The sequence below is a fragment of the Comamonas terrigena NBRC 13299 genome, from assembly GCF_006740045.1.
In the GTDB taxonomy this organism is placed as follows: domain Bacteria; phylum Pseudomonadota; class Gammaproteobacteria; order Burkholderiales; family Burkholderiaceae_C; genus Comamonas; species Comamonas terrigena.
Map to the genome: position 1 here is coordinate 3,413,208 of NZ_AP019749.1, position 22,013 is coordinate 3,435,220.

19 protein-coding genes and 1 pseudogene are annotated in these 22,013 nt (G+C 65.9%); 10 read left to right on the forward strand and 10 right to left on the reverse strand.

Annotated elements, in window-relative coordinates:
- Window positions 1–2: 2 nt before the first annotated feature.
- The 8 genes and pseudogenes from CT3_RS15610 to CT3_RS15645 form a co-directional block, all read left to right on the forward strand.
- A complete protein-coding gene (locus CT3_RS15610) occupies window positions 3–689 on the forward strand; it encodes an RraA family protein (protein ID WP_066534135.1) in 687 nt (228 codons plus the stop codon).
- Window positions 686–1,615 carry an NAD(P)-dependent oxidoreductase gene (locus CT3_RS15615; RefSeq protein ID WP_066534136.1) on the forward strand — a complete coding sequence of 310 codons (930 nt, stop codon included), beginning with the start codon at window positions 686–688 and terminating at the stop codon, window positions 1,613–1,615. Before CT3_RS15610 ends, CT3_RS15615 begins: the two co-directional genes overlap by 4 nt.
- 170 nt (window positions 1,616–1,785) lie before the next feature.
- On the forward strand, window positions 1,786–2,754 hold the full coding sequence (locus tag CT3_RS15620; protein WP_083520312.1) for a Bug family tripartite tricarboxylate transporter substrate binding protein: 969 nt from the start codon (window positions 1,786–1,788) through the stop codon (window positions 2,752–2,754).
- A 23-nt stretch (window positions 2,755–2,777) separates the two neighbouring features.
- Window positions 2,778–3,749 carry a Bug family tripartite tricarboxylate transporter substrate binding protein gene (locus CT3_RS15625; protein WP_066534138.1) on the forward strand — a complete coding sequence of 324 codons (972 nt, stop codon included), beginning with the start codon at window positions 2,778–2,780 and terminating at the stop codon, window positions 3,747–3,749.
- A 67-nt stretch (window positions 3,750–3,816) separates the two neighbouring features.
- Entirely contained in the window at window positions 3,817–4,773 is a 957-nt protein-coding gene (locus tag CT3_RS15630; protein WP_066534140.1) for a tripartite tricarboxylate transporter substrate binding protein, read from the forward strand.
- A gap of 4 nt (window positions 4,774–4,777) precedes the next feature.
- Window positions 4,778–5,677, forward strand: coding sequence for an amidohydrolase family protein (locus CT3_RS15635; RefSeq protein WP_066534141.1), 900 nt, complete (start codon window positions 4,778–4,780; stop codon window positions 5,675–5,677).
- 86 nt (window positions 5,678–5,763) lie between these two features.
- Entirely contained in the window at window positions 5,764–6,684 is a 921-nt protein-coding gene (locus tag CT3_RS15640; RefSeq protein ID WP_066534142.1) for an SMP-30/gluconolactonase/LRE family protein, read from the forward strand.
- Window positions 6,685–6,937: 253 nt separating this feature from the next.
- Window positions 6,938–7,150 (forward strand): annotated as a pseudogene (locus CT3_RS15645) (tripartite tricarboxylate transporter substrate binding protein); the annotation flags it as partial.
- A gap of 244 nt (window positions 7,151–7,394) precedes the next feature.
- Here CT3_RS15645 and CT3_RS15650 read toward each other — a convergent pair.
- Complete coding sequence (locus tag CT3_RS15650) at window positions 7,395–8,552, reverse strand: PA0069 family radical SAM protein (protein ID WP_066534144.1); 1,158 nt, start codon at window positions 8,550–8,552, stop codon at window positions 7,395–7,397.
- 379 nt (window positions 8,553–8,931) lie between these two features.
- Here CT3_RS15650 and rnk point away from each other — a divergent pair, with 379 nt between their 5' ends.
- Both rnk and CT3_RS15660 read left to right on the forward strand, forming a co-directional pair.
- Window positions 8,932–9,342, forward strand: a complete 411-nt coding sequence (rnk, locus tag CT3_RS15655) for a nucleoside diphosphate kinase regulator (protein ID WP_066534149.1) — start codon at window positions 8,932–8,934, stop codon at window positions 9,340–9,342.
- A 129-nt stretch (window positions 9,343–9,471) separates the two neighbouring features.
- Window positions 9,472–10,068, forward strand: a complete 597-nt coding sequence (locus CT3_RS15660; RefSeq protein ID WP_066534154.1) for a GbsR/MarR family transcriptional regulator — start codon at window positions 9,472–9,474, stop codon at window positions 10,066–10,068.
- Between the two features lie 157 nt (window positions 10,069–10,225).
- On the opposite strand, the gene CT3_RS15665 is transcribed toward CT3_RS15660, so the two are convergent.
- The 9 genes from CT3_RS15665 to CT3_RS15705 all read right to left on the reverse strand — a co-directional run bounded on the left by CT3_RS15665 (window position 10,226) and on the right by CT3_RS15705 (window position 21,954).
- Window positions 10,226–11,131, reverse strand: coding sequence for a DUF3014 domain-containing protein (locus CT3_RS15665; RefSeq protein ID WP_098066224.1), 906 nt, complete (start codon window positions 11,129–11,131; stop codon window positions 10,226–10,228).
- A gap of 320 nt (window positions 11,132–11,451) precedes the next feature.
- The gene (gene cydX / locus CT3_RS15670) at window positions 11,452–11,589 is read right to left on the reverse strand and encodes a cytochrome bd-I oxidase subunit CydX (protein ID WP_066534155.1); all 138 of its coding nucleotides are present in this window, start codon (window positions 11,587–11,589) and stop codon (window positions 11,452–11,454) included.
- A gap of 20 nt (window positions 11,590–11,609) precedes the next feature.
- Window positions 11,610–12,761 (reverse strand): cytochrome d ubiquinol oxidase subunit II, encoded by a 1,152-nt coding sequence (gene cydB / locus CT3_RS15675; protein WP_066534156.1) that lies wholly within the window; start codon window positions 12,759–12,761, stop codon window positions 11,610–11,612.
- Between the two features lie 23 nt (window positions 12,762–12,784).
- Window positions 12,785–14,371, reverse strand: a complete 1,587-nt coding sequence (locus CT3_RS15680; protein ID WP_066534157.1) for a cytochrome ubiquinol oxidase subunit I — start codon at window positions 14,369–14,371, stop codon at window positions 12,785–12,787.
- Between the two features lie 18 nt (window positions 14,372–14,389).
- Window positions 14,390–16,126, reverse strand: coding sequence for a thiol reductant ABC exporter subunit CydC (cydC, locus tag CT3_RS15685; RefSeq protein WP_066534159.1), 1,737 nt, complete (start codon window positions 16,124–16,126; stop codon window positions 14,390–14,392).
- Window positions 16,123–17,880 carry a thiol reductant ABC exporter subunit CydD gene (gene cydD / locus CT3_RS15690; protein ID WP_083520313.1) on the reverse strand — a complete coding sequence of 586 codons (1,758 nt, stop codon included), beginning with the start codon at window positions 17,878–17,880 and terminating at the stop codon, window positions 16,123–16,125. The genes cydC and cydD overlap by 4 nt, the downstream gene beginning before the upstream one ends.
- Window positions 17,881–18,226: 346 nt before the next feature.
- Window positions 18,227–18,901 (reverse strand): hypothetical protein, encoded by a 675-nt coding sequence (locus tag CT3_RS15695; RefSeq protein ID WP_098066227.1) that lies wholly within the window; start codon window positions 18,899–18,901, stop codon window positions 18,227–18,229.
- A 206-nt stretch (window positions 18,902–19,107) separates the two neighbouring features.
- Entirely contained in the window at window positions 19,108–20,070 is a 963-nt protein-coding gene (locus CT3_RS15700; RefSeq protein ID WP_066534163.1) for an NAD(P)H-dependent flavin oxidoreductase, read from the reverse strand.
- Window positions 20,071–20,163: 93 nt separating this feature from the next.
- Window positions 20,164–21,954, reverse strand: coding sequence for an acyl-CoA dehydrogenase (locus CT3_RS15705; protein ID WP_066534164.1), 1,791 nt, complete (start codon window positions 21,952–21,954; stop codon window positions 20,164–20,166).
- Window positions 21,955–22,013: the final 59 nt, after the last annotated feature.

Below are 22,013 nucleotides of genomic sequence, written 5' to 3' on the forward strand. Positions count from 1 at the left end.
CCATGAGCCAACTTCCCGAAATGATCCGTGACATCGAGCGCGTCAGCGCCGATGTGGTCGCCAAGGCCGGCACCTTCCAGGCCGCCATCCTGGCCGACGTGGCCGGCCGCCGCGGTACCATGCACGCCCGCATTGCCCCCGTGCACCAGGACATGAAACTGGCCGGCCCCGCATTCACCGTCGAAGTGCGTCCCGGCGACAACCTCATGATCCACGCCGCCATCGCGCTGGCCAAGCCCGGCGATGTGCTGGTGATCGACGGCAAGGGAGACCAGACCGCGGCACTGATGGGCACACTGATGCTCAGCGCCTGCAAGAAGATCGGCCTGGCCGGTGTGATCGTGGACGGTGCCATCCGCGACAAGCTGGAGATCCTGGACCTGGGCTTTCCCGTATTCAGCGCCGGCTTCAACCCTGCCGGCCCCACCAAGTTTGTGCCTGGTCGCATCAACCATCCCATCTCCGCCGGTGGAACCATGGTGAACCCGGGTGACCTGGTGGTGGGCGATGCCGATGGTGTGGTCGTGATCGAACGCGCCAAGGCACCTGCCATGCTGGCCCTGGCCGACAAGAAAGTGGCCGACGAGGCCGCGCGCATCGAGGCCATCGCTCGCGGTGACACAGCCTCCAAATGGCTGCCTGCCGCGCTGCACGCCGCCGGCGTGCTCAAGGAAGGAGAATCGCTGTGAGCGCCCCCACCATCATCATCACAGGCGCCGACCTGGCGCAGCAGGCGCTGGACCTGCTCAGCGGCTACGAAATCGTCTACGCCGGCAAGACCCCTACCGAAGAAGACATGGTGGCGCTGAGTCGGCAGCACGACCCGGTGGCCATCATCGTGCGTTACGGCAAGGTGGGTGCGTCTGTGATGGACGCGGCGCCTTCGCTGAAGGTCATCTCCAAGCATGGCAGCGGCACAGACACCATCGACAAGGAGGCTGCCAAGGCACGCGGCATCGAAGTGGTGGCGGCCGTGGGTGCCAATGCCGCCGCGGTGGCCGAGCAGGCACTGGCGCTGCTGCTGGCATGCGCCAAGTCCGTGGTGGCACTGGACGCGCGCATGCACGCCGGGCACTGGGACAAGGCCACGCACAAGAGCCTGGAGTTGGGTGGTCGCACCGTGGGCCTCGTGGGCCTGGGCGCCATCGGCCTGCGCTTTGCCAAGATGGCCGATGCCCTGGGCATGCGCGTGATCGGCTTCGATCCTTTCGCCAAGAACCTGCCTGACTACGTGCAGAGCGTAGACCTGGAAACCATCTGGCGAGAGGCCGATGCCATCTCGCTGCACTGCCCTCTGACCGACGAAAACCGCGGCATGCTGAACGCCACCACATTGGCCCAGTGCAAGCGCGGCGTGATCGTGGTGAACACGGCACGCGGAGGCCTTGTCAATGAGGCAGACCTTTTGACCGCCGTGCGTTCCGGCCAGGTGATGGCCGCCGGTCTCGACAGCTTTGCGGTGGAGCCGATGACCACAGGTCACCCGTTCCAGGGCGAGAAGAACTTCGTTCTCAGTCCGCATATCGGTGGCGTCACCAGCGATGCCTACGTGAACATGGGCGTGGGCGCTGCCAAGAACTTGCTGGCCGTGCTGGCCCAGACAACCGTGGCCTGAGGCCCGCTGCGAAGCTTGGAGCCTGCTCTAAGCTTCCTCCCATAAAAGAGACCCCGCTCGACGGGGTCCACTACAGGAGACAAGACATGTACACACGCTCAGGCCAGCGGGGCTCCGCTGCGCCCTGCCAGGTCGCCCGGGCCGCTCCACCGATAACAAAATCGCATGCGATGCGGGCTTGTCGATCGCTGGCAGTGGCACTTCTCATCGCCTCTGCAACCTGCCACGCACAGACAGCCGCCTACCCGTCCAAGCCCGTCAAGTTGGTGGTGGGCTTTGCCGCAGGCGGCCCCACCGACGTGGTGGCGCGGGCATTCGCCGACCATGCAAGCCGCGCGCTGGGACAGGCCTTCATCATTGACAACAAGCCAGGCGCCAACACGATCCTGGCTGCACAAGCCGTGGCCAGCGCACCGGCCGACGGCTACACGCTGCTGTTCGGCGCCACCAACCACACGATGATCCCGGGGCTATACAGCGGCCGGGTGAAGTTCGACGCAGTGAAGTCCTTCAAGCCGCTGTGCACGGTGGCCACCAGCCCGACGGTGCTCGTGGTGGGGCCGAGCCTGCCAGTGGCATCGCTGGCCGATTACATGGCCCACGTGCGCAAGGCGCCGGGCCGCACCACGGCCGGCACGGCGGGCATGGGTAGTTCGGGCCATTTCGCCACAGAGATGTTCGCGCGTGCCAACAGCCTGCAGCTCAACCACGTGCCCTACAAGGGTGCAGCGCCCGTGGTCACCGACCTGATGGGCGGCCAGCTCGACAGCTCGTTCGCCACCCTGGGCTCGGTGCTGGCGCAGATCCAGAGCGGCAAGCTCAAGGCACTGGCCGTGGCTTCACCCAAGCGCTCGCCGCTGCTGCCGCAAGTGGCCACGTTCGCCGAGGCCGGTGGAGGCAACTATTCGGCCGACGCCTGGTACGGCGTGCTGGCCCCGGCCGGTTTGCCGGACCCCATCGCGCAGCAGCTGGAAAAGGTCGCGCGCGAATTCTCCGGCAGTGCTGCCGCAGCCGAAAAGCTGCGCGGCCTGGGACTGGACGCCAACGCCACCTGCGGTACAGCCTTTTCCAGGCAGGTGGAGCGCGAAGTCGCTACCTACACGCAGATCGCACGCGACCTGAACCTCAAGGCCGAATGACGCTTTCGCAAGGAGACACATCCATGAAACGCATGTATTTTCCCCTGTGCGCGGCCCTGGCGCTGGCAAGCAGTGCCGCCAGCGCACAGCCGCCATCGCCCTATCCGAACAAGGCCGTCAAGATTGTGGTGCCCTATCCCCCGGGCGGGGCCGTGGACCAGGTCACACGCCGGATCGCGCAAAAGCTCACCGAGCAGACCGGCCAGAGCTTCTTCGTCGAGAACAAGGCCGGTGCCACTGGCACGATCGGAGCCCAGCAGGTGGCACGTTCAGCAGGCGATGGCTACACGCTGATGGCCAACGACACCACCTACTCCATCCTGCCGCAGGTCTTCAAGAAACTGCCCTGGGACTACACGCAGGACCTGGTGCCGGTAGCAGGCTTCAACTTCGCACCCACCGCTGTGGTGGTGGCGGCGGGATCGCCTTTCAGGACGCTGGGCGATCTGGTGGCCTATTCGCAGGCCAACCCCGGCAAGCTGAACTATGGCACCGGTGGTGCCGGAACCATGCCGCACTTTGCGACGGAGGCCTTGCAAGGCAGCAGCGGCTTGAAAGCCACCCACGTGCCATTCAAAGGCGCAGGAGAGGCCACCCTGGCGCTGCTGGGCGGCACCATCGACTTCCAGATTGCCTCGACCCCGGGGGTGATGGGACAGGTGCGTGGCGGCAAGGTGCGCCTGCTGGCTGTGAGCGGCGACCAGCGCCTGCAGGCGCTGCCCGAGGTTCCGACCTTTGCACAAGCCGGAGTTCCCGGCTACAAGGTGGTCAATTTCACGGGTTTGTGGGCTCCCAAGGGCACACCGGATGCGGTACTGGAGCGGCTGCGCACGGAAATCGCCAGGGCCATGGCCAGCCCTGACGTGCAGGCTTTTGCCAACGACCTGGGCGCAGTGCCGCGGGTGGTCAGCGGCCCGGCATTCGCCGACAAACTGAAGACCGATGCCCTGCTGTGGGAGGCCGTGGCCGCCAAGGTCGGCATCGACAAGCAATGACGGTATGGCCGCGCTGCGCCCTGCACCCAGAGCAGCAGATTTTTCTTCTAATCAGCCTGCAATCACCATGAAATCCCTCAAGCAATACCTGTTGGCGGCCTGTGCCTGTGCCGCCGTGGCTGCACATGCAGCCTTTCCCGAGCGCACCATCACCATGGTCGTGCCATATGCCCCCGGCGGTGCGGCAGATGCCGTGGCGCGCGTGGTGGCCACGCGTCTGGGCGCCAAGCTGGGAGTCAGCGTGATCGTGGACAACAAGGCTGGAGCCAGCGGCACCATCGGCGCAGGCTTCGTCGCCAAGGCACCCGCGGATGGCTACACGATGCTGTACGACGCCACACCGCAATCCATCAACCCGCACCTGTTCCCCAAGATGCCGTACGCAGCGAACGCGCTGCAGCCGCTGTCGCTGGTGCTGCTGGCGCCCAATGCGCTGGTCGTGAAGGCCGATTCGCCGCTCAAGAGCGTGAGCGACCTGATTGCCAGGGCCAAGGCCGAGCCAGGCAAGCTGAATTTCGCCTCCGGTGGCAGCGGCACCGTGCAGCGCCTTGCGGCAGAACTGTTCCGCCAGAAACTGAATCTGGACATGGTGCACGTGCCCTACAAGAGCGGTGGCCCGGCAATTGCCGATGTCATGGGCGGGCAGGTGGATTTCATGTTCGGTACCGTCGCTGCCACCTACCCCTTGATTTCGGGTGGCAAGCTGCGTGCCTTGGCTGTATCGGCTCCCGAGCGCTCCAAGCGCCTGCCCGATGTGCCGACCGTGGCCGAGACGGTAATCCCCGGTTATGAGGCGTATGAATGGAACGGGGTGTTCCTGCCGGCCGGCACGCCCGAGCCTGTGGCGGCCAAGCTGCAGCAGACCCTGGCCGAAGTGCTGAAGGAGGATGCCGTGAAGCAGCGCCTTTCCGACCTGGGTGCCCAGGCTATTGGATCGACACCCGCCGATTTCGCTGTGTTCCTGAAGCAGGAGGATGCGAAATGGGGCGAGGTGGTGCGCAAGGGCCACATCAAGCTGGACTGAAGCGATGGAGCTGCCGCCGCTATCCACACCCGTGCCGCATTCCGCAGGCGTGAACCGCCCTTCATGCACATTGCCTGCGCTTGCGTGCGACAGCCATATGCACATTTTTGACGCGCGTTTCGCTCCATCGCCGCATTGGCATCGCACACCGCCCTCGGCTCCCGTGGCAGCTTACAGGATGCTGCAGCAGCGCCTGGGGACATCGCGCACGGTGGTCGTGACGCCATCGACCTATGGCACCGACAACACCTGTACCCTCGATGCGTTGGCGCAATTGGGCGACAGCGCACGCGGTGTGGCTGTGGTGGATGCCACGGTGAATGCCTCTGAACTGACCCATCTTGCATCCCGCGGTGTGTGCGGGCTGCGGGTGAACTTTGTCTCGCCCCAGTCCTGGGGACGCACCACAGCCGAGATGCTGACCACCCTGGCCGATAAGGTGGTTCGCCACAGGGATTGCGCAGGCTGGCACCTGCAGGTGTTTGCCCACCCTGAGCAAATAGTGGCCTTGGCACCCTGGCTGCACAAGCTGCCGGTGCCGCTGGTCATCGACCACCTGGGGCACATAGATCCATCCGAAGGTCCGGCAGCCGAGGCCTATGGGGTGCTGCGCCGGTTGCTCGATGGTGGCCGGACCTGGGTCAAGCTCTCAGGGGCCTACATGCGCTCGTCGGTGCACGGCCCCAGTTATGCCGACACCCTGCCCCTGGGTCATGCCTTGGTCAGAGATGCTCCGCAGAGGCTGGTATGGGGCAGCGACTGGCCGCACACCACCGAGGCTCCGGGTAGCGTGAATGACGCCGACCTGGTCGATCTGCTCCAAGCCTGGTGCGGCTCCGCATCGGCCATGCACCGCGTCCTGTCGGACAACCCGGGCCAGCTCTATGGGTTCGATCACTGTTGAAAATCCCATTGGATGTCCCTGCCCAGCCAACTGGTCGGATCCGGCGGGCCGGGATTTGATGTTTCACAAATAGGAAAGCTGTTCTTATGTTTCTGCTGCAGCCCCCTGAAGTCCGCGAACTGGAAACGTTCAGCGTCATGCCGGACGTTTTCCGCCGCCCCGCGCCCAGCGTTTGGGCCGATGCCAACCGGGGAGGCACCATCACCGACTCGTTCCTGGAAGGCCCGGTGTTTGACGGAGCCGGCAATCTGTACGTGACCGACATTCCCTGGGGCCGCATCTTCCGCATTGACCCGCAGGGCATGTGGAGCTTGGTGGCCGAGTACGACGGCGAACCGAATGGCATGAAATTTTTGGATGCCAACACCTTGCTGATCACGGATTACAAGAACGGGCTGGTGCGCCTGGATGTGGCCAGCGGCGCTGTCACCCCGTTCCTGGAGCGTCGCAACAGCGAGAGCTTCAAAGGTGTGAACGATCTGATCTTTGACGCCGAAGGCAATCTGTACTTCACGGACCAGGGGCAGAGCGGCCTGCATGACCCCAGCGGACGCTTGTACCGCCTGCGGCCCAACGGCCAGCTTGATCTGCTGCTGCACAACGTGCCCAGCCCCAACGGAGTGGCCTTGTCGCCCGATGGACGCGTTCTGTACCTGGCGGTCACACGGGGCAACTGCGTGTGGCGGGTGCCGCTGTTGCCCGATGGCAGTGTGGCCAAGGTCAGCCAGTTCTTTACGTCGTATGGGCCGAGCGGCCCTGACGGTTTGGCTGTCGATGCTCAAGGCCATGTGCTGGTGGCGAACCCCGGACTGGGCCATGTGTGGGTGCTCAACCACCGGGCTGAACCGGTGCAGGTGCTGCGTGGTGTGCCAGGCAGCTCCACCACCAACCTGGCTTTTGGCGGCGTGCAGCGCAAGCAGCTGTTTGTCACAGATTCCACCCACGGCCGCATTTTGACTACGACGTTGGATACCCCTGGGCAACCCATACACCCGCGCAAGAACTAACAGTCGACAGGATGTGAATCCAACATCCTTGCATCGCAGATGCTCCGAAGCTGAAGCTAAAACGTGACGATCCCGGTCCGCGCTGCTTTCGAGGATCTCCACCACTGCGGCGCACAACCCCGCCAGGGATCCCAGCTCAGGTGAAACGGTAGGCCGGAACCTTGATGCAGACAGGGGCTTGTTCAGTTGCGGTCCCGTCAGGCCTGGAGCTGGTGTGGCCAGTACCGCTTTACCGACGACAAAATCGCATGCGATGCGGGCTTGCCCATCGCTGGCAGTTGCACTTTTCATAGCCTCTGCGACGCCCATCAAGCTGGTAGTGTGCTTTGCCGCAGGCAGCCCCACCGACGTGGTGACTCAGGCATTCGCCGACCATGCAAGCCGCGCGCTGGGACAGGTCTTCATCATCGACAACATGCCTGGCGCCAACACGATCCCGGCTGCACAGGCCGTGGCCAGCGCACCGCTGTGGCGACGGCCGCAGCGTGCGAGGCAGGAGGTATGCATGGTGTGTGGGGCGCATGTGGGGGGTGAGCCGCGCCAGCCGCTGGGCCGCAGTGCCTGTACAGGGGCCGATGTCCCCATGGGATTCGCGCGCTGTTGTCTATTTTTTTGTCTGTTTTGTTCGTTGTGCGAATACACCGGCTGCAGCCTAGCGGCGGGCGCCGCCGCACAGCGGTTTCACCTTTTTCTTGTACGGTCATCCGTACTCAAAACAGGCTTTGCTGGCCACCCAGCAGGCTGGGGTGGTACTGGCTGCAGTCCAGCTGCACGCGCTCGCGGTTCAGGCCCAGCTTGCGGCAAGCCAGGGAAAAGCGCTGGGCCAGCATGTCGGCCCAGGCGCCGGTGCCTTTCATGCGCTGGCCGAACTGGCTCTGGTAGACCTTGCCTTCGGCACGGCCCTCCTCGCTGATGCCATGCAGATCGCGCACCCGCTCCAGCACGCGCTGGGCGCGGTCCGGGTAGTGCAGGCGCAGCCATTCCTCGAACAGCGGCGCCAGCTCCCACGGCAGGCGCAGCACGGCATAGAAGGCCTGGCGTGCGCCGGCGGCCTGCGCGGCGGCCAGCACCTGTTCCAGGTCGTCGTTCAGGAACGGGATCTGCGGCGCCAGGCTTACCCCCACGGGCACGCCGGCTTCCGCCAGGGCGCGCACCGTGCGCAGGCGCCGGTGCGGTGCGGCGGCGCGGGGCTCCAGCCTGCGCGCCAGATCGGGCTGCAGCGTGGTCAGGGTGACATAGACCGCCACCAGGTTCTGCCGGGCCAGCGGCACCAGCAGGTCCAGGTCGCGTTCGATGCCGCTGCCCTTGGTGACGATGGAAAACGGGTGGCGCGCGGCGGCCAGCACTTCGATGGTGCGGCGGGTCAGGCCCACATCGCGCTCAATGGGCTGGTAGCAGTCGGTGACCGAACCCAGCATCACCGGTGCGGCCACATGGCGGGGGCGGGACAGCTCGGCCCCCAGCACCTCGGGCAGATTGGCTTTGGCGACAAGCCGGGTTTCAAAGTCCAGCCCTGGCGAGTAGCCCAGGTAGCTGTGCGTGGGCCGGGCGTAGCAGTAGATACAACCGTGCTCGCAGCCCCGGTAGGGATTCAGGCCCAGGTGAAACGGCAGGTCGGGAGAGTCATGCCGGCTGAGGGCGGATTTGCACTGCTCCCATTCCAGCTGCGTGCGCAAGGCAGTTGCCGCTTCGCCGTCGTCCCCTTCTGCGCCGGCCGCATTGACCGCCGGATCCGCCCAGCCATCGTCAAACGCTTCCCGGGCATCGCGTGCAAAGCGGTGGGCGATCCAGCTGGCCGCACCCCGGCCCTTGTGCAGCGGCACGGGCTGGGCGGGCAGATCGGAATGCTGGTCGCGATAGGAAGACATGAGATAACTGTATATAAATACAGTTATTCAAGCAATACAGGTGCCGGAACCTTGATGCAAGCAGGGGCTTGTTCAGTGGCGGTTTCGTCAGGCCCGGAGACGGTGTGGCCGGTGCCGCAGCGCTTCCCAGCAAATACCGGCGCCCACAGCTAGCTCCTTTTTTGAAAGCTGCACGCCGCCGAAGCAATTCGCACTGGCAGCGTGCGAGATGGCTTGGCAGGAGCGCGGCAAAGCGCCACAATACGGACAGCGCACCAAATTGGTGCTTTTCATTGCCTTGGCCCGGACAACCCCGTTGCCCGGGCTTTTGTCCGTGTGGGCTTTTGTTTTTTTGAGCCTGGCGGACCGACTTTCACCCCATCCCGCAAGGAGCACCGCCATGGAGCGCAAGCCCACCATCACTCTGTCGACCTTGGACCTGGAGCGCATCGAAGCCCTGCTGGAGAAAATGCCGGGCGAGTTTCCGGGCCGCGCCGTGCTGGAAGCCGAACTCGACCGTGCCGATGTGCTGGAGCCGGCCCAGATGCCCGCCACCGTGGTGACCATGAATTCCACCGTGCGCTTCACCCTGCTGGAAAGCGGCAAGAGCAACACCCTGACCCTGGTCTACCCCAAGGACATGGATGGCAGCGCGGACAAGGTGTCGGTGTTCGCCCCGGTGGGCATTGCCCTGCTGGGCCTGAGCGTGGGCGACGAATTCCAGATGCCCAGCCCCACGGGCCAGAAGGTGACGGTGCGGGTGGACGGCATCGACTTCCAGCCCGAGAACGCGGGCGAACTGCACCGCTGAGCCCGCCCGCGCCGGGCCGGTGACCCCGATGCAAGCCACCGTTCGGCGCGGCCGCCCTCCGGCCCAGCCTGCATTGCGGACAATTTCAGGAAGTGCTGAAATTCTTAAATTCACAGGCACAATTCCTTTATGAGTCAGCTTCAACCCCTTCCTTCCCTGAACCGGCAGTTCGTCTCCCACTTTGGCGAGATGGGCAGCCGCTGGGGCATCAACCGCACGGTGGGTCAGATCTACGCGCTGCTGTTTCTGTCGCCGCGCGCGCTGAATGCGGAAGAGATTGCGGAGACGCTGGAGTTTTCGCGCTCCAACGTCAGCATGGGCTTGAAGGAACTGCAGTCGTGGCGCCTGGTGAACCTGCGCCACCAGCCCGGTGACCGCCGCGAATATTTTGAGGCGCCGCAGGATGTGTGGGACATCTTCCGCCGCCTGGCCGAGGAGCGCCGCCGCCGCGAGATCGAGCCCACGCAGTCCATGCTGCGTTCGGCCCTGCTGGAAGAGGCCCAGTCCGACGACGAACGCCATGCGCAAAAGCGCATGCAGGAGATGTACGAGCTGATCGAAAAGCTGATGACCTGGTTTGACGATGTGCAGCGCCTGCAACCCGAAACCGCCATGCAGCTGATGGGCATGGGCGCCGCCGTGACGCGGGTGCTGGAGATCAAGGACAAGCTCACCGGCCGTGCCAAGCCCAAGGACCCCAAGGGCGGCAAGGACCCGCAGGATTGAGTACCTGCAGGGGTACGGCGCTGCCCTGGTGCTTGCGCTGTCAGCCCCTGCGCCGACCACAAAAAAATGGCCTGCAACTGCAGGCCATTTTTGCGTGCGCAGCCCTCGAAGTGCGAAGGGCTGCACCCGTGCATTCCGCAGGGCGCGGGCCTTTTGCTCAGCGCCGGGTGATCTGCGCCCGCAGTGCCCGCAGCTGGGCCTTGATGCGCTGGGTGTGTTCCACGCCCATGCGCAGCAGGATCTTCTGCCCTGCCGACAGGGACTGCAGATCCGCATCGGCAAACTCGTAGCGCAGCCACGGCTGCTGGGGCGCCAGCTGGCCTTGCACCTGTACCAGTTTCAGCGCCAGCGGCCCGGGAGGTTCGGGGGTCTGCAGCAGGTGGTCGATCACCGCCACCAGCCGGTCATTGAAGCGCTGGCCGGGATAGCCCAGCTCTTCATAGGCCTGCTGCAGCACCGGGTAGACACGGCGGTACAGGACACCGGCCTGCTCCACATCCAGGCCCACGACAAAGCGCACCACGGCTTCGTAGCGCGCGGCGTTGGCTGGCGCGATCTCCATGCGTCCGTCGTCGGTCTGCGTGACGGCCATGCGCCCGCCCACCGGGTGCAACGGCCACAAGCGCGAGGCCGCCTGGCTGCGCGCCAGGTTGTCCACCGTGGCCGCAATGCGGCGTGCCAGAGCGTCGGTGGCGACAAAGCGCAGCGTGCGTTCACGCCCCAGCCATTCCGTGACAGCCTGGGCCAGGCCGTCGCCATCGCCACCGGCCAGCGGCGGGCGGCCCTGGGCGTCGGCCGCTGGTTCCAGCGGATGGGAGGTGTCAGCGGCCGGCTCCGCCGCAGGCGCTGCCGGTGCGGGTTCCGTGATGGTGGGCGCCGGGGCCGCAGGGGCGGGCGCTGCGACAGGCGGTGTCTCCAGGGCTGCCGGCGCCCTGCCCCAGTAGTGCCAACCGGCATAGCCCGCTCCCAGCAACACCACGGCCACCAGCGCCCATCGGCCGGTGGTGCCCAGGCCCTCTTTGCGGTGGTGTTGGCGGGAAATCGGTTCGCTGCGCGCTTCCATCACGGCTCCTCCTTGCTGTGCGATAGAGATGGGAATCTTGACCGGACTACCCTAGCAGCAATCGGTGGCTGTGCACCGCATGCACACGCTTTGTTGCATGACCAGATGTCAACGGCGGTACAAAACGGGCCTGCATCCTCTGCTATGCGCCGCCCCCAAAAACACAAGGCCTGGTGCCATCACAGCACCAGGCCTTGCCTGGGCACCCGAACGGGCGACCGAATCCGGAGCGGCTGACTGCACCTTCGGTCACCGCGGCTCTGCAAAGTCTCTGCGACTCCGCCGCCATGCAGCGACGAAAGGCACTGTGCCTGCGGCCTTTACTCGGGCAGCTTGCTGGTGCGCTCCAGGATGCGGCGGCGGGTGGCCTCGTCATCCATCAGCTCGTACCACATGGCATTGAGCACAGCAAAAGCGGCGGCCAGTGGCAGGCCCAGAATCCACGCGAAATACCACATATCGAATTCCTTTCTACCGGTTAGTAAGAGTGGCCTTTGCCGGTGGCAATCGCAGCGATATCAACCTTGCCGCGCAGCACCGCGTACACCCAGCTGGTGTAGGCCAGGATCAAGGGCAGGAAGATCAGCACGCACACCAGCATGATGAACAGCACCACATGGCTGGAGGAGGAATCCCACACCGTCAGGCTGAAGCGCGGATCGACGGTGGACGGCAGGATCATGGGGAACATGGCAGCGCCCACGGTCAGGATGATGCCGGCAATCGCCAGGCCGCTGCCCAGCAGGCTCAGCCATTCGCGGCGGCTGCGCAGGCCCAGGGCCACGATCAGCGGCATGACCAGACCGATACCGGGCACGACCCACAGCGCGGGGTAGGACTGGAAGTTGTGCATCCAGGCGCCAGCGACTGCGGCAGCGGTCTTGTTCATCGGATTGGAGGGGCCGATGTGGCTGATCTCGCTGGTGATGACATAGCCGTTGATGCTGCCCAGCCACACGCCGGCGGCGGCAAACAGCAAGGTGGTCAGCAGCGCAAACAGCACGCCGTACCTGGCTGCGCGCCGGGCGACTTCGCCCTCGGTCTTGAACACCAGCCAGGACGCACCGTGCATCAGCAGCATGGACAGCGACACCAGGCCGCACAGCAGCGCGAACGGTGTCAGCAGGCCGAAGAAGCTGCCGTCGTAGTAGATGCGCATATCGTCACCCAGGCGGAAAGGCACGCCCAGGATCACATTGCCCACGGCCAGGCCGAACAGCAGCGCTGGCACCAGGCCGGTGATGCACAGTACCCAGTCCCAGCCGTTGCGCCAGGCAGCGCTCTCGCGCTTGCTGCGGAACTTGAAGGCCACGGGGCGCAGGATCAGCGGCACCAGCACGGCGAACATGGCCAGGTAAAAGCCGGAGAAGGAGACCGCGTACAGCTGCGGCCAGGCGGCAAAGATAGCACCGCCGCCCAGAATCAGCCACACTTGGTTGCCTTCCCACACGGGGCCGACCGCGTTGATGGCGGTGCGGCGTTCCACATCGGTTTTGGCCGTGGCGCGCAGCAGCCCCATGCTGCCCAGATCGAACCCGTCGGTCACGGCAAAGCCCACCAGCAGCACGCCCAGCAGCAGCCACCAGATGACGCGCAGCACGTCATACGAAATCAGTTCATGCAAGATCATTTTTGTGTACTCCTTGCTTGCATTCAGCGGGCGCGGGCCAGCTTTTGGATCATGGGTTCGTAGAAGCTCAGGTGCGGCTCGCTCTCATGCTCCGGCCCCTTCTGGATGGCGCGCACCATGAGTTTGAGTTCGATCACCAGCAGCACGGTGTAGATCAGCACAAAGCCTGCAATCGTCAGCAGCAGCGTGCCGGCGCCCAGGTGGGAGACGGCCATGGCCGTGGGCAGCACGCCTTCGATGATCCAGGGCTGGCGGCCCAGCTCGGCCACGACCCAGCCGCATTCGGCCGCAATCCACGGCAGCGGGATGGACAGCACGGCCACCTTGAGCAGCCAGGGGTAGGCATCCAGCCTGTGGCGCACGGACAGCCAGAAGAAAGTGCCGGTCAGCACGATGAAGAACATGCCCAGGGCCACCATGACGCGGAAGCTCCAGAACAACGGGCCCACCGGGGGAATGGTGTCGGTCGCCGCCTTCTGGATCTGTTCGGCGGTGGCTTGGCGCGGGTCGTCTACATAGCGCTTGAGTAGCAGCGCGTAGCCCAGGTAGACACCTTTTTCCTCAAAGCGCGTGCGCGCCTCGGCAGGGACTTCGGCGTCCGACCTGGCGCTGCGGATGGTCTGCAGCGCGTCATAGGCGTCGATGCCGCTGCGGATATAGCCTTCGGCGTTGCTCACCAACTGGTTGATGCCGGGGATCTCGGTGTTGAGCGAGCGCGTGCCGATCAGGCCCATCACCCAGGGGATGTGCACGGCGAAATGGGTTTCGCGCGCTTCGCGGTCCGGGAAGCCGATGGCGGTGAAGGCCGCCGGTGCGGGCTCGGTCTCCCACATGGCTTCGATCGAGGCCAGCTTCATCTTCTGGTGTTCGGACGACAGGTAGCCGGACTCGTCGCCCAGCACCACCACCGACAGCGAGGCGGCCAGACCGAACGAGGCGGCCACCGTCATCGAGCGCTTGGCCAGGTGCAGGTGGCGGCCCTTGAGCACGTACCAGGCCGACACGCCCAGCACGAATAGCGAGGCCATCACATAGCCGGCCGAGACCGTGTGCACGAACTTGGCCTGTGCCACCGGGTTGGTCAGCACCGCAAAGAAGTCGGTCACTTCCATGCGCATGGTCTGCGGGTTGAAGGCGGCGCCCACGGGGTTCTGCATCCAGCCGTTGGCCACCAGGATCCACAGCGCCGAGAAGTTGGTGCCGATGGCCATCAGGCAGGTCACGATCAGGTGCTTGACTTTGCTCAGCCGGTCCCAGCCGAAGAAGAACAGGCCCACGAAGGTGGCTTCCAGGAAGAAGGCCATCAGCCCTTCAATGGCCAGCGGAGCACCGAAGATGTCGCCCACGTAGTGGCTGTAGTAGCTCCAGTTCATGCCGAACTGGAACTCCATCACCACGCCCGTGGCTACGCCCATGGCGAAGTTGATGCCGAACAGCACGCCCCAGAACTTGGTCATGTCGCGCCAGATTGTGCGGCCGGTCATCACAAACACCGTCTCCATGATGGCGATGAGAATCGACAGGCCCAGGGTCAGCGGCACGAACAGAAAGTGGTAGAGCGCCGTTATCGCGAACTGCAGCCGCGATAAGTCGACGATGTCGAGGTCCATGGGGAATTCCTTTCTCTCTTAAAAACCCTTGGCCATTGCATGCGCTGCCGGGGTGGCGGCGTCATCGCGCAGCCGTGCCAGCAGCTTGTCAAAATCCGCTGTGCCGCGCCGGGCGTCGCCCAGCAAGCGACCACCTTCCACCCAGAGCAGACGATCGGCGCTTTCCGCCTCTCTGCGCAAGTGGGTAGCCACAATCACGGTGTGCCCTTTCATCTGCCGCTGCAGGCAGGCCAGCACATCCCGCGCGGTGGCGGCATCCAGTCCTTCGGAGGGCTCGTCCAGCAGCCAGCACGGCGCCGGGTGCAGCAGCAGCCGCGCCAGCGCCAGGCGGCGCGCCTGCCCGCCGGACAGGCCCAGACCGCCCTCGCCCAGCCGGCTCTCCAGCCCCTGGGGCATGGCGCGCACATCGCTGGCCAGGCCCGCGTCTTCCAGCGCCTGCCACAGCCGTTCGTCGCTGGCACCGGGGCAGGCCAGCAGCAGGTTGTCCCGCAGGCTGTCCTGGAACAACTCGGTGCGCTGGGTCAGCCAGGTGCCGGGCTGCGCGGCCACATGGCCTTGCGTGGCGGGCAGCTCGCCCGCGATCACGGACAGCAGCGTGCTTTTGCCAGCGCCGCTGGCCCCCACCACCGCCACCTGGGTGCCGGCCGGGATCTGCAGGCTCACCGCTTCCAAGGCCCAGCGGGGACTGCCCTGGTGCCTGGCGCTGACCTGCTCCAGCACGGCCGCCACACCGGGCGGCGGCAGATGGACGGCAGTATCGGCCACCGGTGCCTGCACCACCTGGGGTGCCAGCCGTTGGATGGACAGCCAGGTGCGTCCTGCCTCGACGGCACCCCGGCGCAGCGCCGCAAACGGCTCCATCGCGGCCAGGGCCACCAGCAAGGCCAGTGCGGCCCCCGGGGCGCCGATCACGCCCTGCTCGGCCAGCCAGCCCACGGCCAGCAGCACGCCCACCAAAGTCAATGTGCTGACCACTCCATAGGCGGCGGTGGCATGCGCCTCCAGCCGGTTGAGCTGGCGGTCCGCCTGGGCCACGCAGGCCTCGGTCGCCGCCAGGCGCGCGCACTGTGCCGGCAGGCGCCCCGCCATCAGCAGATCGGTCTGCCCGGCCACCAGGTCCACAGCCTGGGAGCGCAGCCGTTCCAGCGCCGCCGCGCGGCGCAATGCGGGCCGGCGGGCGCGCCGCGCCAGCACCACGGCAATGGCGGTGCCGACCAGCAGCAGCCACAGCCCCAGCAGCAGGCCCAGCTGCCAGTGCATGGCGCCCAGCACCACGGCCGCCAGCAGCGCCGCACCACAGGCGGACACCAGGGGCACGGCCAGGCGCAGGTACAGGCTGTCCAGCGCATCCACATCGCCGGTCAGGCGCTGCAGCCAGCGTGCCGGACGCAGGCGCAGCTGCGAGGCAGCACCAGCGGGTGCCCAGCTGCGGAACAGGCGCTCGCGCAGCGCGGCAAGCACGGCCAGCGTGGCATCGTGGGTGACCAGGCGCTCGCCATAGCGGGCGGCGGTGCGCCCCAGGGCCAGCAGCCGGATGCCGGCGCTGGGCATGAATACATCAAACACCAGGGCCGTGGCCGGCACCAGCCCGGCCAGCCCCGTGGCGGCAATGAACCAGCCGGACAGGCCCAGCAGGGCCATGCCCATCAGCACCGTCAGGCAGGCCAGTGCCATGCCGCCCAGCCACAGGCGGCGCGGTGCCATGGCAGCCAGCGCTGCCAGCATGGCGCCCAGCGATGGACGTGTGCGCTTCATGCCGCGCCCTCCTGCACCTGAGCGGATGCTGGCGCTGGGCCTTGTTCCGGGGTTTGGGCTTGGGTTGGGATTGGGGTTTGCGTTTGCAGCTGCACCACCCGGTCCATGCGGGCAGCCAGCAGCGGATCGTGGGTGGCCACCACCAGGGTGCGGCCCTGGGCCAGCTGCAGCAGCGCCTGCGTGACCTGCGCGGCCGTGGCGGGGTCGAGGTGTGCCGTGGGTTCGTCCACCAGCAGCACGCCAGCATGGGGGGCGGCCACGGCCAGGCGTGCCAGAGCCAGGCGCACGGCTTCGCCGCCTGACAGGCCTTGCCCGCCTTCGCCCAGGCTGCTGCTGGGCCGTGCCTGCAGCACCGTGCCCAGGCCGGCCTGCTGCAAGGCCGGGGCAATGTCTGCCCCTGCCACATCGGGGCGGTCCAGGCTGATATTGCGCGCCACCGAACCGGCGAACACATGTGGGTGCTGGCCCATCCAGGCCATGCGACGGCGCAGCGCCGGGGCCGAGGCATCGGCCATGGGCACGCCATCGACCAGCACCTGCCCTTGGTCTGTGGGCAACAGGCCGGCGATCTGGGCCAGCAGCAGCGATTTGCCGCTGCCGCTGGCACCCCACAGGGCCACATGCTCACCCGGCTGGATGTCCACATCCACCGGCACCAGCGGCGTGGCGGCCGCCGACCCGGGCAGTTGCAGCGCCTGCAGGGTCACGCGGGCGGGGGCAGCTTGCGCAGTGGAAGCGACCTCCGCCAGCGCACCCGGCAGAGGCTGGGCACCACAGGCCATGTGCTGCAAGGTCTGCAGCGCGGCGGTGCCGGCGGCGCGGTCGTGCCAGACGGCGGAGAGTTCGCGCAGCGGGTCAAAGAAGGCCGGGGCCAACAGCAGCACAAACAGGGCTTCGCCCAGGCTCAGCCGGCCCTGCCAGGTGCCGAACTCCAGATAGCCCAGCAGGTGAAAGCCCACATACACGGCCACCATGGCCACGCCCAGCGCGGCAAACAGCTCCAGCACAGCAGAGGACAGAAAGGCGATGCGCAGCACGCGCATGGTGCGCTGGCGCAGCGATTCGGCATGGGCCCGCAGGCGCTGCGCTGTGGAATCCACCGCACCCAGGGCGCGCAAGGTGGTCAGGCCCCGCAGGCGATCCAGCAAAAAGGCATTCATCTGGCCCAGCTGCACCATGTGCGCCTCGCTGGCGGCCTGTGCACGCCAGCCCACGATGGCCATGAACAAGGGGATCAGCGGCGCGGCCACCAGCAGGATCAGGGCCGCCACCCAGGACTGCCAGGCCACGGCCAGCAGCAGCACCAGCGGCACCACGGTCGTGCGCCACATGGCCGTCTGGTAGCGCGACAGCCAGGGCACGATGGCTTCGGCCTGTTCGGCCACCGCACTGGCGGCCTGCCCAGACGGCGCGCGCTGCGTGTCCAGCGGCGAGCTGCTGGCCAGCTGCTGCACCACCTGGGCGCGCAGCGCCTGCAGCTGGGTGCGGGCAGCATCAAAGCTCAGCCGCATGCCACGGCCCTCGCAGACCGCCTTGGCCACCCCCAGCACCAGCAGGCCCAGTGCCAGACGCCCGACTTCGGCGGCCCGCCCTTCGGCAATCCACTGCACGGCGACCGCCAGCAATGCCGCCTGAGGCAGCCACAGCAGCGACGCCAGCACCGACCACGCAGTGCCGTGGTCGGCACGCAGGCGTGAAGCCTGGGGTGTGCCTGCCGGTGCGCCTGCCGTTTGATCGAAGTCAGTCGATTTCATGTGTTTCTGAATTTTCAGTATTTACTGAAATTTATGCAGATGCTAGGGTTTCTGCAAAACAACTTCCACGCTGGCTCAGGTAGTCGAGTGAAACACTGCGGCGTTGATTTCCATCAATTCACCCGGACGGCAACAGGGTTAAAGCCGGTTTCATGTGGCTGTCACCCTGCGCTGCGCAGGCAAAGAAAAAGCGCCCCGAGGGGCGCTTGTGTGCAGGTGCCGCAGGCACCGGCGGAGGGCGGGAGATGGCACACCGCCACCCCACCGGGGTCCAGGGTCACGATGGCGGTCTGCACCGCATCGGTGGCGGAGCCACCAGCAGGGGTGCAGGTCCGCCGAATGCCGATCAGTACTGCAGCGGCGTGACGTCGATGGTTTCACGCGGGAAGTTGTTCTGCCACACCAGCGGCTTTTTCTTCTTCTCGGTGGCCAGCGGGAACTCGGCTTCCCAGACCTGGGTCAGCGGAGCGGCTTCGAAGCCCTTGGCCAGGGTCTGCACGTTTTCACGGTACTGGGCCAGGTCCCACTTGGCACCGCCTGCGCGCTGCAGGAAGGCCACGACCTTTTCCGGCGGATTGGGCGCCAGGCACTTGAACGGCACGTTGACGGCCAACATCTCGGCATGCACGCCTTCGGTGACCTTCTGGGGCTGGCCCATGGTGCAGGTGATGCGCTTTTGCGAATCGCGCACGTTGGCGAACAGCTGCACGGCAGCCGGCTCCAGCGCCTTCTTGTCGGCGTCGCTCAGCTTCACGTTTTCCAGGAAGGTGGCCGCCATTTCCTTGGCGTAGTCGCGGTCGACTTCCAGCATTTCCTTCACATTGATGAAATCGCCTTGACCAGGAAAGGTCCGCGCCGGGCGCAGGTAGGCGTTGAGGGCTTCCATGGACTTGGCATCGATGTGCACGATGGACTTCAGGAACATGTCGGTCACGGCCTGGGGCGTGGGTTCAGCGGCCTGTACGGAAGTGGCCAACGCCAGCGATGCCAGCGCCACGGCGCCGAGGGATTTCAATTGCATAGAGAAAAAAACAAGAAACCGCGCTCCACGGAGCGCGCAAAAAAAGACAAACCCCTGCGGTACACCACCCTCTTGGCAGAGGGCAATGGCACACAGGGGCTTGGCGGCTGCGCACGGCAGACCTGGGCCTACCGGGGCAGATCAATTGTAACAATCACCGGCAATGCGTCCAGTCTCGCACCGGACTGGTGCACTGGAACACGGGCTCAGGCAGCGGCCAGTTGCAGGCGCTGGCGGGCGGCGGCGTATTCGCGCTTGAGGCGGGCCACCAGTTCGGCCGTGGGCACCACCTGCTCGATGGCGCCGATGCCCTGGCCGCAGCCCCAGATGTCTTTCCAGGCCTTGGTACGGCCCGAGCCGAAGTTCATGGCGCTGGGGTCGGACACCGGCAGGTTGTCGGGGTCCAGGCCGGCCGCGCGGATGGACGGGGCCAGGTAGTTGCCGTGCACGCCGGTGAACAGGTTGCTGTAGACCACGTCGTCCGAATTGCCGGCCACGATGGCCTGCTTGTACTCGTCGGCGGCGCGGGCTTCCTCGGTCGCGATGAAGGCCGAGCCCATGTAGGCAAAGTCTGCACCCATGGCCTGGGCGGCCAGCACGGCGTCGCCCGTGGCGATGGAGCCGGACAGCGCCACCGGGCCGTCGAACCACTGGCGGATTTCCTGGATCAGGGCAAACGGGCTTTTCACCCCGGCGTGGCCGCCGGCACCGGCTGCCACGGCGATCAGGCCGTCAGCGCCCTTTTCGATGGCCTTGCGGGCGAACTTGTTGTTGATGATGTCGTGCAGCACCACACCACCCCAGCCGTGCACGGCCTGGTTCACGTCCTCACGCGCGCCCAGGCTGGTGATGATGATGGGCACCTTGTACTTGGCGCAGACCTGCATGTCGTGTTCCAGGCGGTCATTGCTCTTGTGCACGATCTGGTTGATGGCGAACGGGGCCGAAGGCTGTTCGGGATGGGCCTTGTCCCAGGCGGCCAGGGTTTCGGTGATTTCCGCCAGCCAGTCTTCCAGCTGTTCCGCAGGGCGCGCGTTGAGGGCCGGCATGGAGCCGACGATGCCGGCCTTGCACTGCTCGATCACCAGCTTGGGGTTGCTGATGATGAACAGCGGCGATCCGATGACGGGCAGCGCCAGTTTTTGCAGCGCCGCAGGAATCTTGGACATGACGATGTCTCCTCTAAAAGTTCTAATATGACAAAAAAAGGCTGGAGTGCCTGCCACACAAGCGACTCCAGCTCACTTTTTTGATAGCCTGACTTAGAAAGCTTCGTGCGGCAGCGCCATCACGGCATCGGCGCCGTGCAGCACGGACTCGGCCTGGCCGGGCACCTTGGTCAGGATGTGGTCGCCATAGAAGCGCGCCGTGGCCACCTTGGCCTGCATGAACTGCACATCCTCGCCCTGGGCGGCCTTGTCCTGGGCCACCAGCAGCGCACGGCCCATCTGCCAGCCGGCCACCAGGTTGCCGGTCAGCATCAGGTAGGGGACGCTGCCGGCGAACACGGCGTTGGGGCTGGCCTTGGTCTGGCCGGCCACGAAATCCACCACCTGCACATAGGCTTCGCGTGCGGTCTGCAGGCGCTGGGCCAGGGCCAGGGCGTCGGCCGTGCCGCTGGCGCGCAGCGCGGCTTCGGTCTTGGCGATCTGGTCGGCAATGGCCTTGGCCGAGGTGCCGCCATCGCGTGCGGTCTTGCGGCCCACCAGGTCATTGGCCTGGATGGCGGTCGTGCCTTCGTAGATGGTCAGGATCTTGGCGTCGCGGTAGTACTGCGCGGCGCCGGTTTCTTCGATGAAGCCCATGCCGCCATGCACCTGCACGCCCAGGCTGGTCACTTCCAGGCTCATCTCCGTGCTGTAGCCCTTGACCAGCGGCACCATGAATTCATAGAAGGTGGCGTTGGCCTGGCGCACTTCGGCGTCCGGGTGGTGGTGGGCGGCATCGTAGGCCGCCGCCGCTGCCGAGGCCATGGCGCGGCAGCCTTCGGTGTAGGCGCGCATGGTCATCAGCATGCGACGCACATCGGGATGGTGGATGATGGTGGCGCTGGCCTTGACCGAGCCATCCACGGGACGGCTTTGCACGCGGTCCTTGGCGTAGGCCACGGCGTGCTGGTAGGAGCGCTCGGCCACGGCAATGCCCTGCATGCCGACGGCGTAGCGCGCCGCGTTCATCATGATGAACATGTATTCCAGACCGCGGTTTTCCTCGCCCACCAGGTAGCCGATGGCGCCACCGTGGTCGCCGAACTGCAGCACGGCCGTGGGCGAAGCCTTGATGCCCATCTTGTGCTCGATGGACACGCAGTGCGCGTCGTTGCGCGCGCCCAGCGAACCGTCGGCATTGACCAGGAACTTGGGCACCACGAACAGGCTGATGCCCTTCACGCCTTCGGGTGCACCGGCCACGCGGGCCAGCACCAGGTGGACGATGTTCTCGGCCATGTCGTGCTCACCGTAGGTGATGAAGATCTTGGTGCCGAACACCTTGTACGTGCCATCGGGCTGGGGCTCGGCCTTGGTGCGCACCAGGGCCAGGTCCGAGCCGGCCTGGGGCTCGGTCAGGTTCATGGTACCGGTCCACTGGCCGGAGATCAGCTTTTCCAGGTAGGTGGTCTTGAGCGCATCGCTGCCGGCCGTGAGCAGCGCTTCGATGGCGCCATCGGTCAGCAGCGGGCACAGCGCAAAGCTCAGGTTGGCGCTGTTGAGCATTTCGATGCAGGCCGCACCAATGGTCTTTGGCAGGCCCTGGCCGCCGAAGTCCGTGGGGTGCTGCAGGCCCTGCCAGCCGCCTTCGGCGTACTGCTTGAAGGCATCGGCAAAACCGGGGGTGGTGGTGACCTTGCCGTCTTTCCACGCAGAGGGGTTCACATCGCCCGGCACGTTCAGCGGTGCCACCACGCCTTCGCACAGCTTGGCGCACTCTTCCAGCACGGCCTGCGCGGTCTCCAGACCGGCATCTTCAAAGCCGGGGATCTGCGCCACGTGCGCGATGCCAGCCAGATGTTCCATGGCAAACAGCATGTCTTTGACGGGGGCTGTGTAACTCATCTTGTCACCTTCTCTTTGGGTTTGATTGAGGGATGGGTTCGGCGCGTGCGCGCTGGCTG

Bases quoted from the DNA above. Each gene is read 5' to 3' on its own strand.
- CT3_RS15640 (WP_066534142.1), top strand. From the start codon at position 5,764: ATGTTTCTGCTGCAGCCCCCTGAAGTCCGCGAACTGGAAACGTTCAGC.
- cydB (WP_066534156.1), bottom strand. From the start codon at position 12,761: ATGATCTTGCATGAACTGATTTCGTATGACGTGCTGCGCGTCATCTGG.
- CT3_RS15680 (WP_066534157.1), bottom strand. From the start codon at position 14,371: ATGGACCTCGACATCGTCGACTTATCGCGGCTGCAGTTCGCGATAACG.
- CT3_RS15700 (WP_066534163.1), bottom strand. From the start codon at position 20,070: ATGTCCAAGATTCCTGCGGCGCTGCAAAAACTGGCGCTGCCCGTCATC.
- CT3_RS15635 (WP_066534141.1), top strand. From the start codon at position 4,778: ATGGAGCTGCCGCCGCTATCCACACCCGTGCCGCATTCCGCAGGCGTG.
- CT3_RS15620 (WP_083520312.1), top strand. From the start codon at position 1,786: ATGCGGGCTTGTCGATCGCTGGCAGTGGCACTTCTCATCGCCTCTGCA.
- cydX (WP_066534155.1), bottom strand. From the start codon at position 11,589: ATGTGGTATTTCGCGTGGATTCTGGGCCTGCCACTGGCCGCCGCTTTT.
- CT3_RS15650 (WP_066534144.1), bottom strand. From the start codon at position 8,552: ATGTCTTCCTATCGCGACCAGCATTCCGATCTGCCCGCCCAGCCCGTG.
- rnk (WP_066534149.1), top strand. From the start codon at position 8,932: ATGGAGCGCAAGCCCACCATCACTCTGTCGACCTTGGACCTGGAGCGC.
- CT3_RS15630 (WP_066534140.1), top strand. From the start codon at position 3,817: ATGAAATCCCTCAAGCAATACCTGTTGGCGGCCTGTGCCTGTGCCGCC.
- CT3_RS15705 (WP_066534164.1), bottom strand. From the start codon at position 21,954: ATGAGTTACACAGCCCCCGTCAAAGACATGCTGTTTGCCATGGAACAT.
- cydC (WP_066534159.1), bottom strand. From the start codon at position 16,126: ATGAAGCGCACACGTCCATCGCTGGGCGCCATGCTGGCAGCGCTGGCT.
- cydD (WP_083520313.1), bottom strand. From the start codon at position 17,880: ATGAAATCGACTGACTTCGATCAAACGGCAGGCGCACCGGCAGGCACA.
- CT3_RS15660 (WP_066534154.1), top strand. From the start codon at position 9,472: ATGAGTCAGCTTCAACCCCTTCCTTCCCTGAACCGGCAGTTCGTCTCC.
- CT3_RS15695 (WP_098066227.1), bottom strand. From the start codon at position 18,901: ATGCAATTGAAATCCCTCGGCGCCGTGGCGCTGGCATCGCTGGCGTTG.
- CT3_RS15610 (WP_066534135.1), top strand. From the start codon at position 3: ATGAGCCAACTTCCCGAAATGATCCGTGACATCGAGCGCGTCAGCGCC.
- CT3_RS15625 (WP_066534138.1), top strand. From the start codon at position 2,778: ATGAAACGCATGTATTTTCCCCTGTGCGCGGCCCTGGCGCTGGCAAGC.
- CT3_RS15665 (WP_098066224.1), bottom strand. From the start codon at position 11,131: ATGGAAGCGCGCAGCGAACCGATTTCCCGCCAACACCACCGCAAAGAG.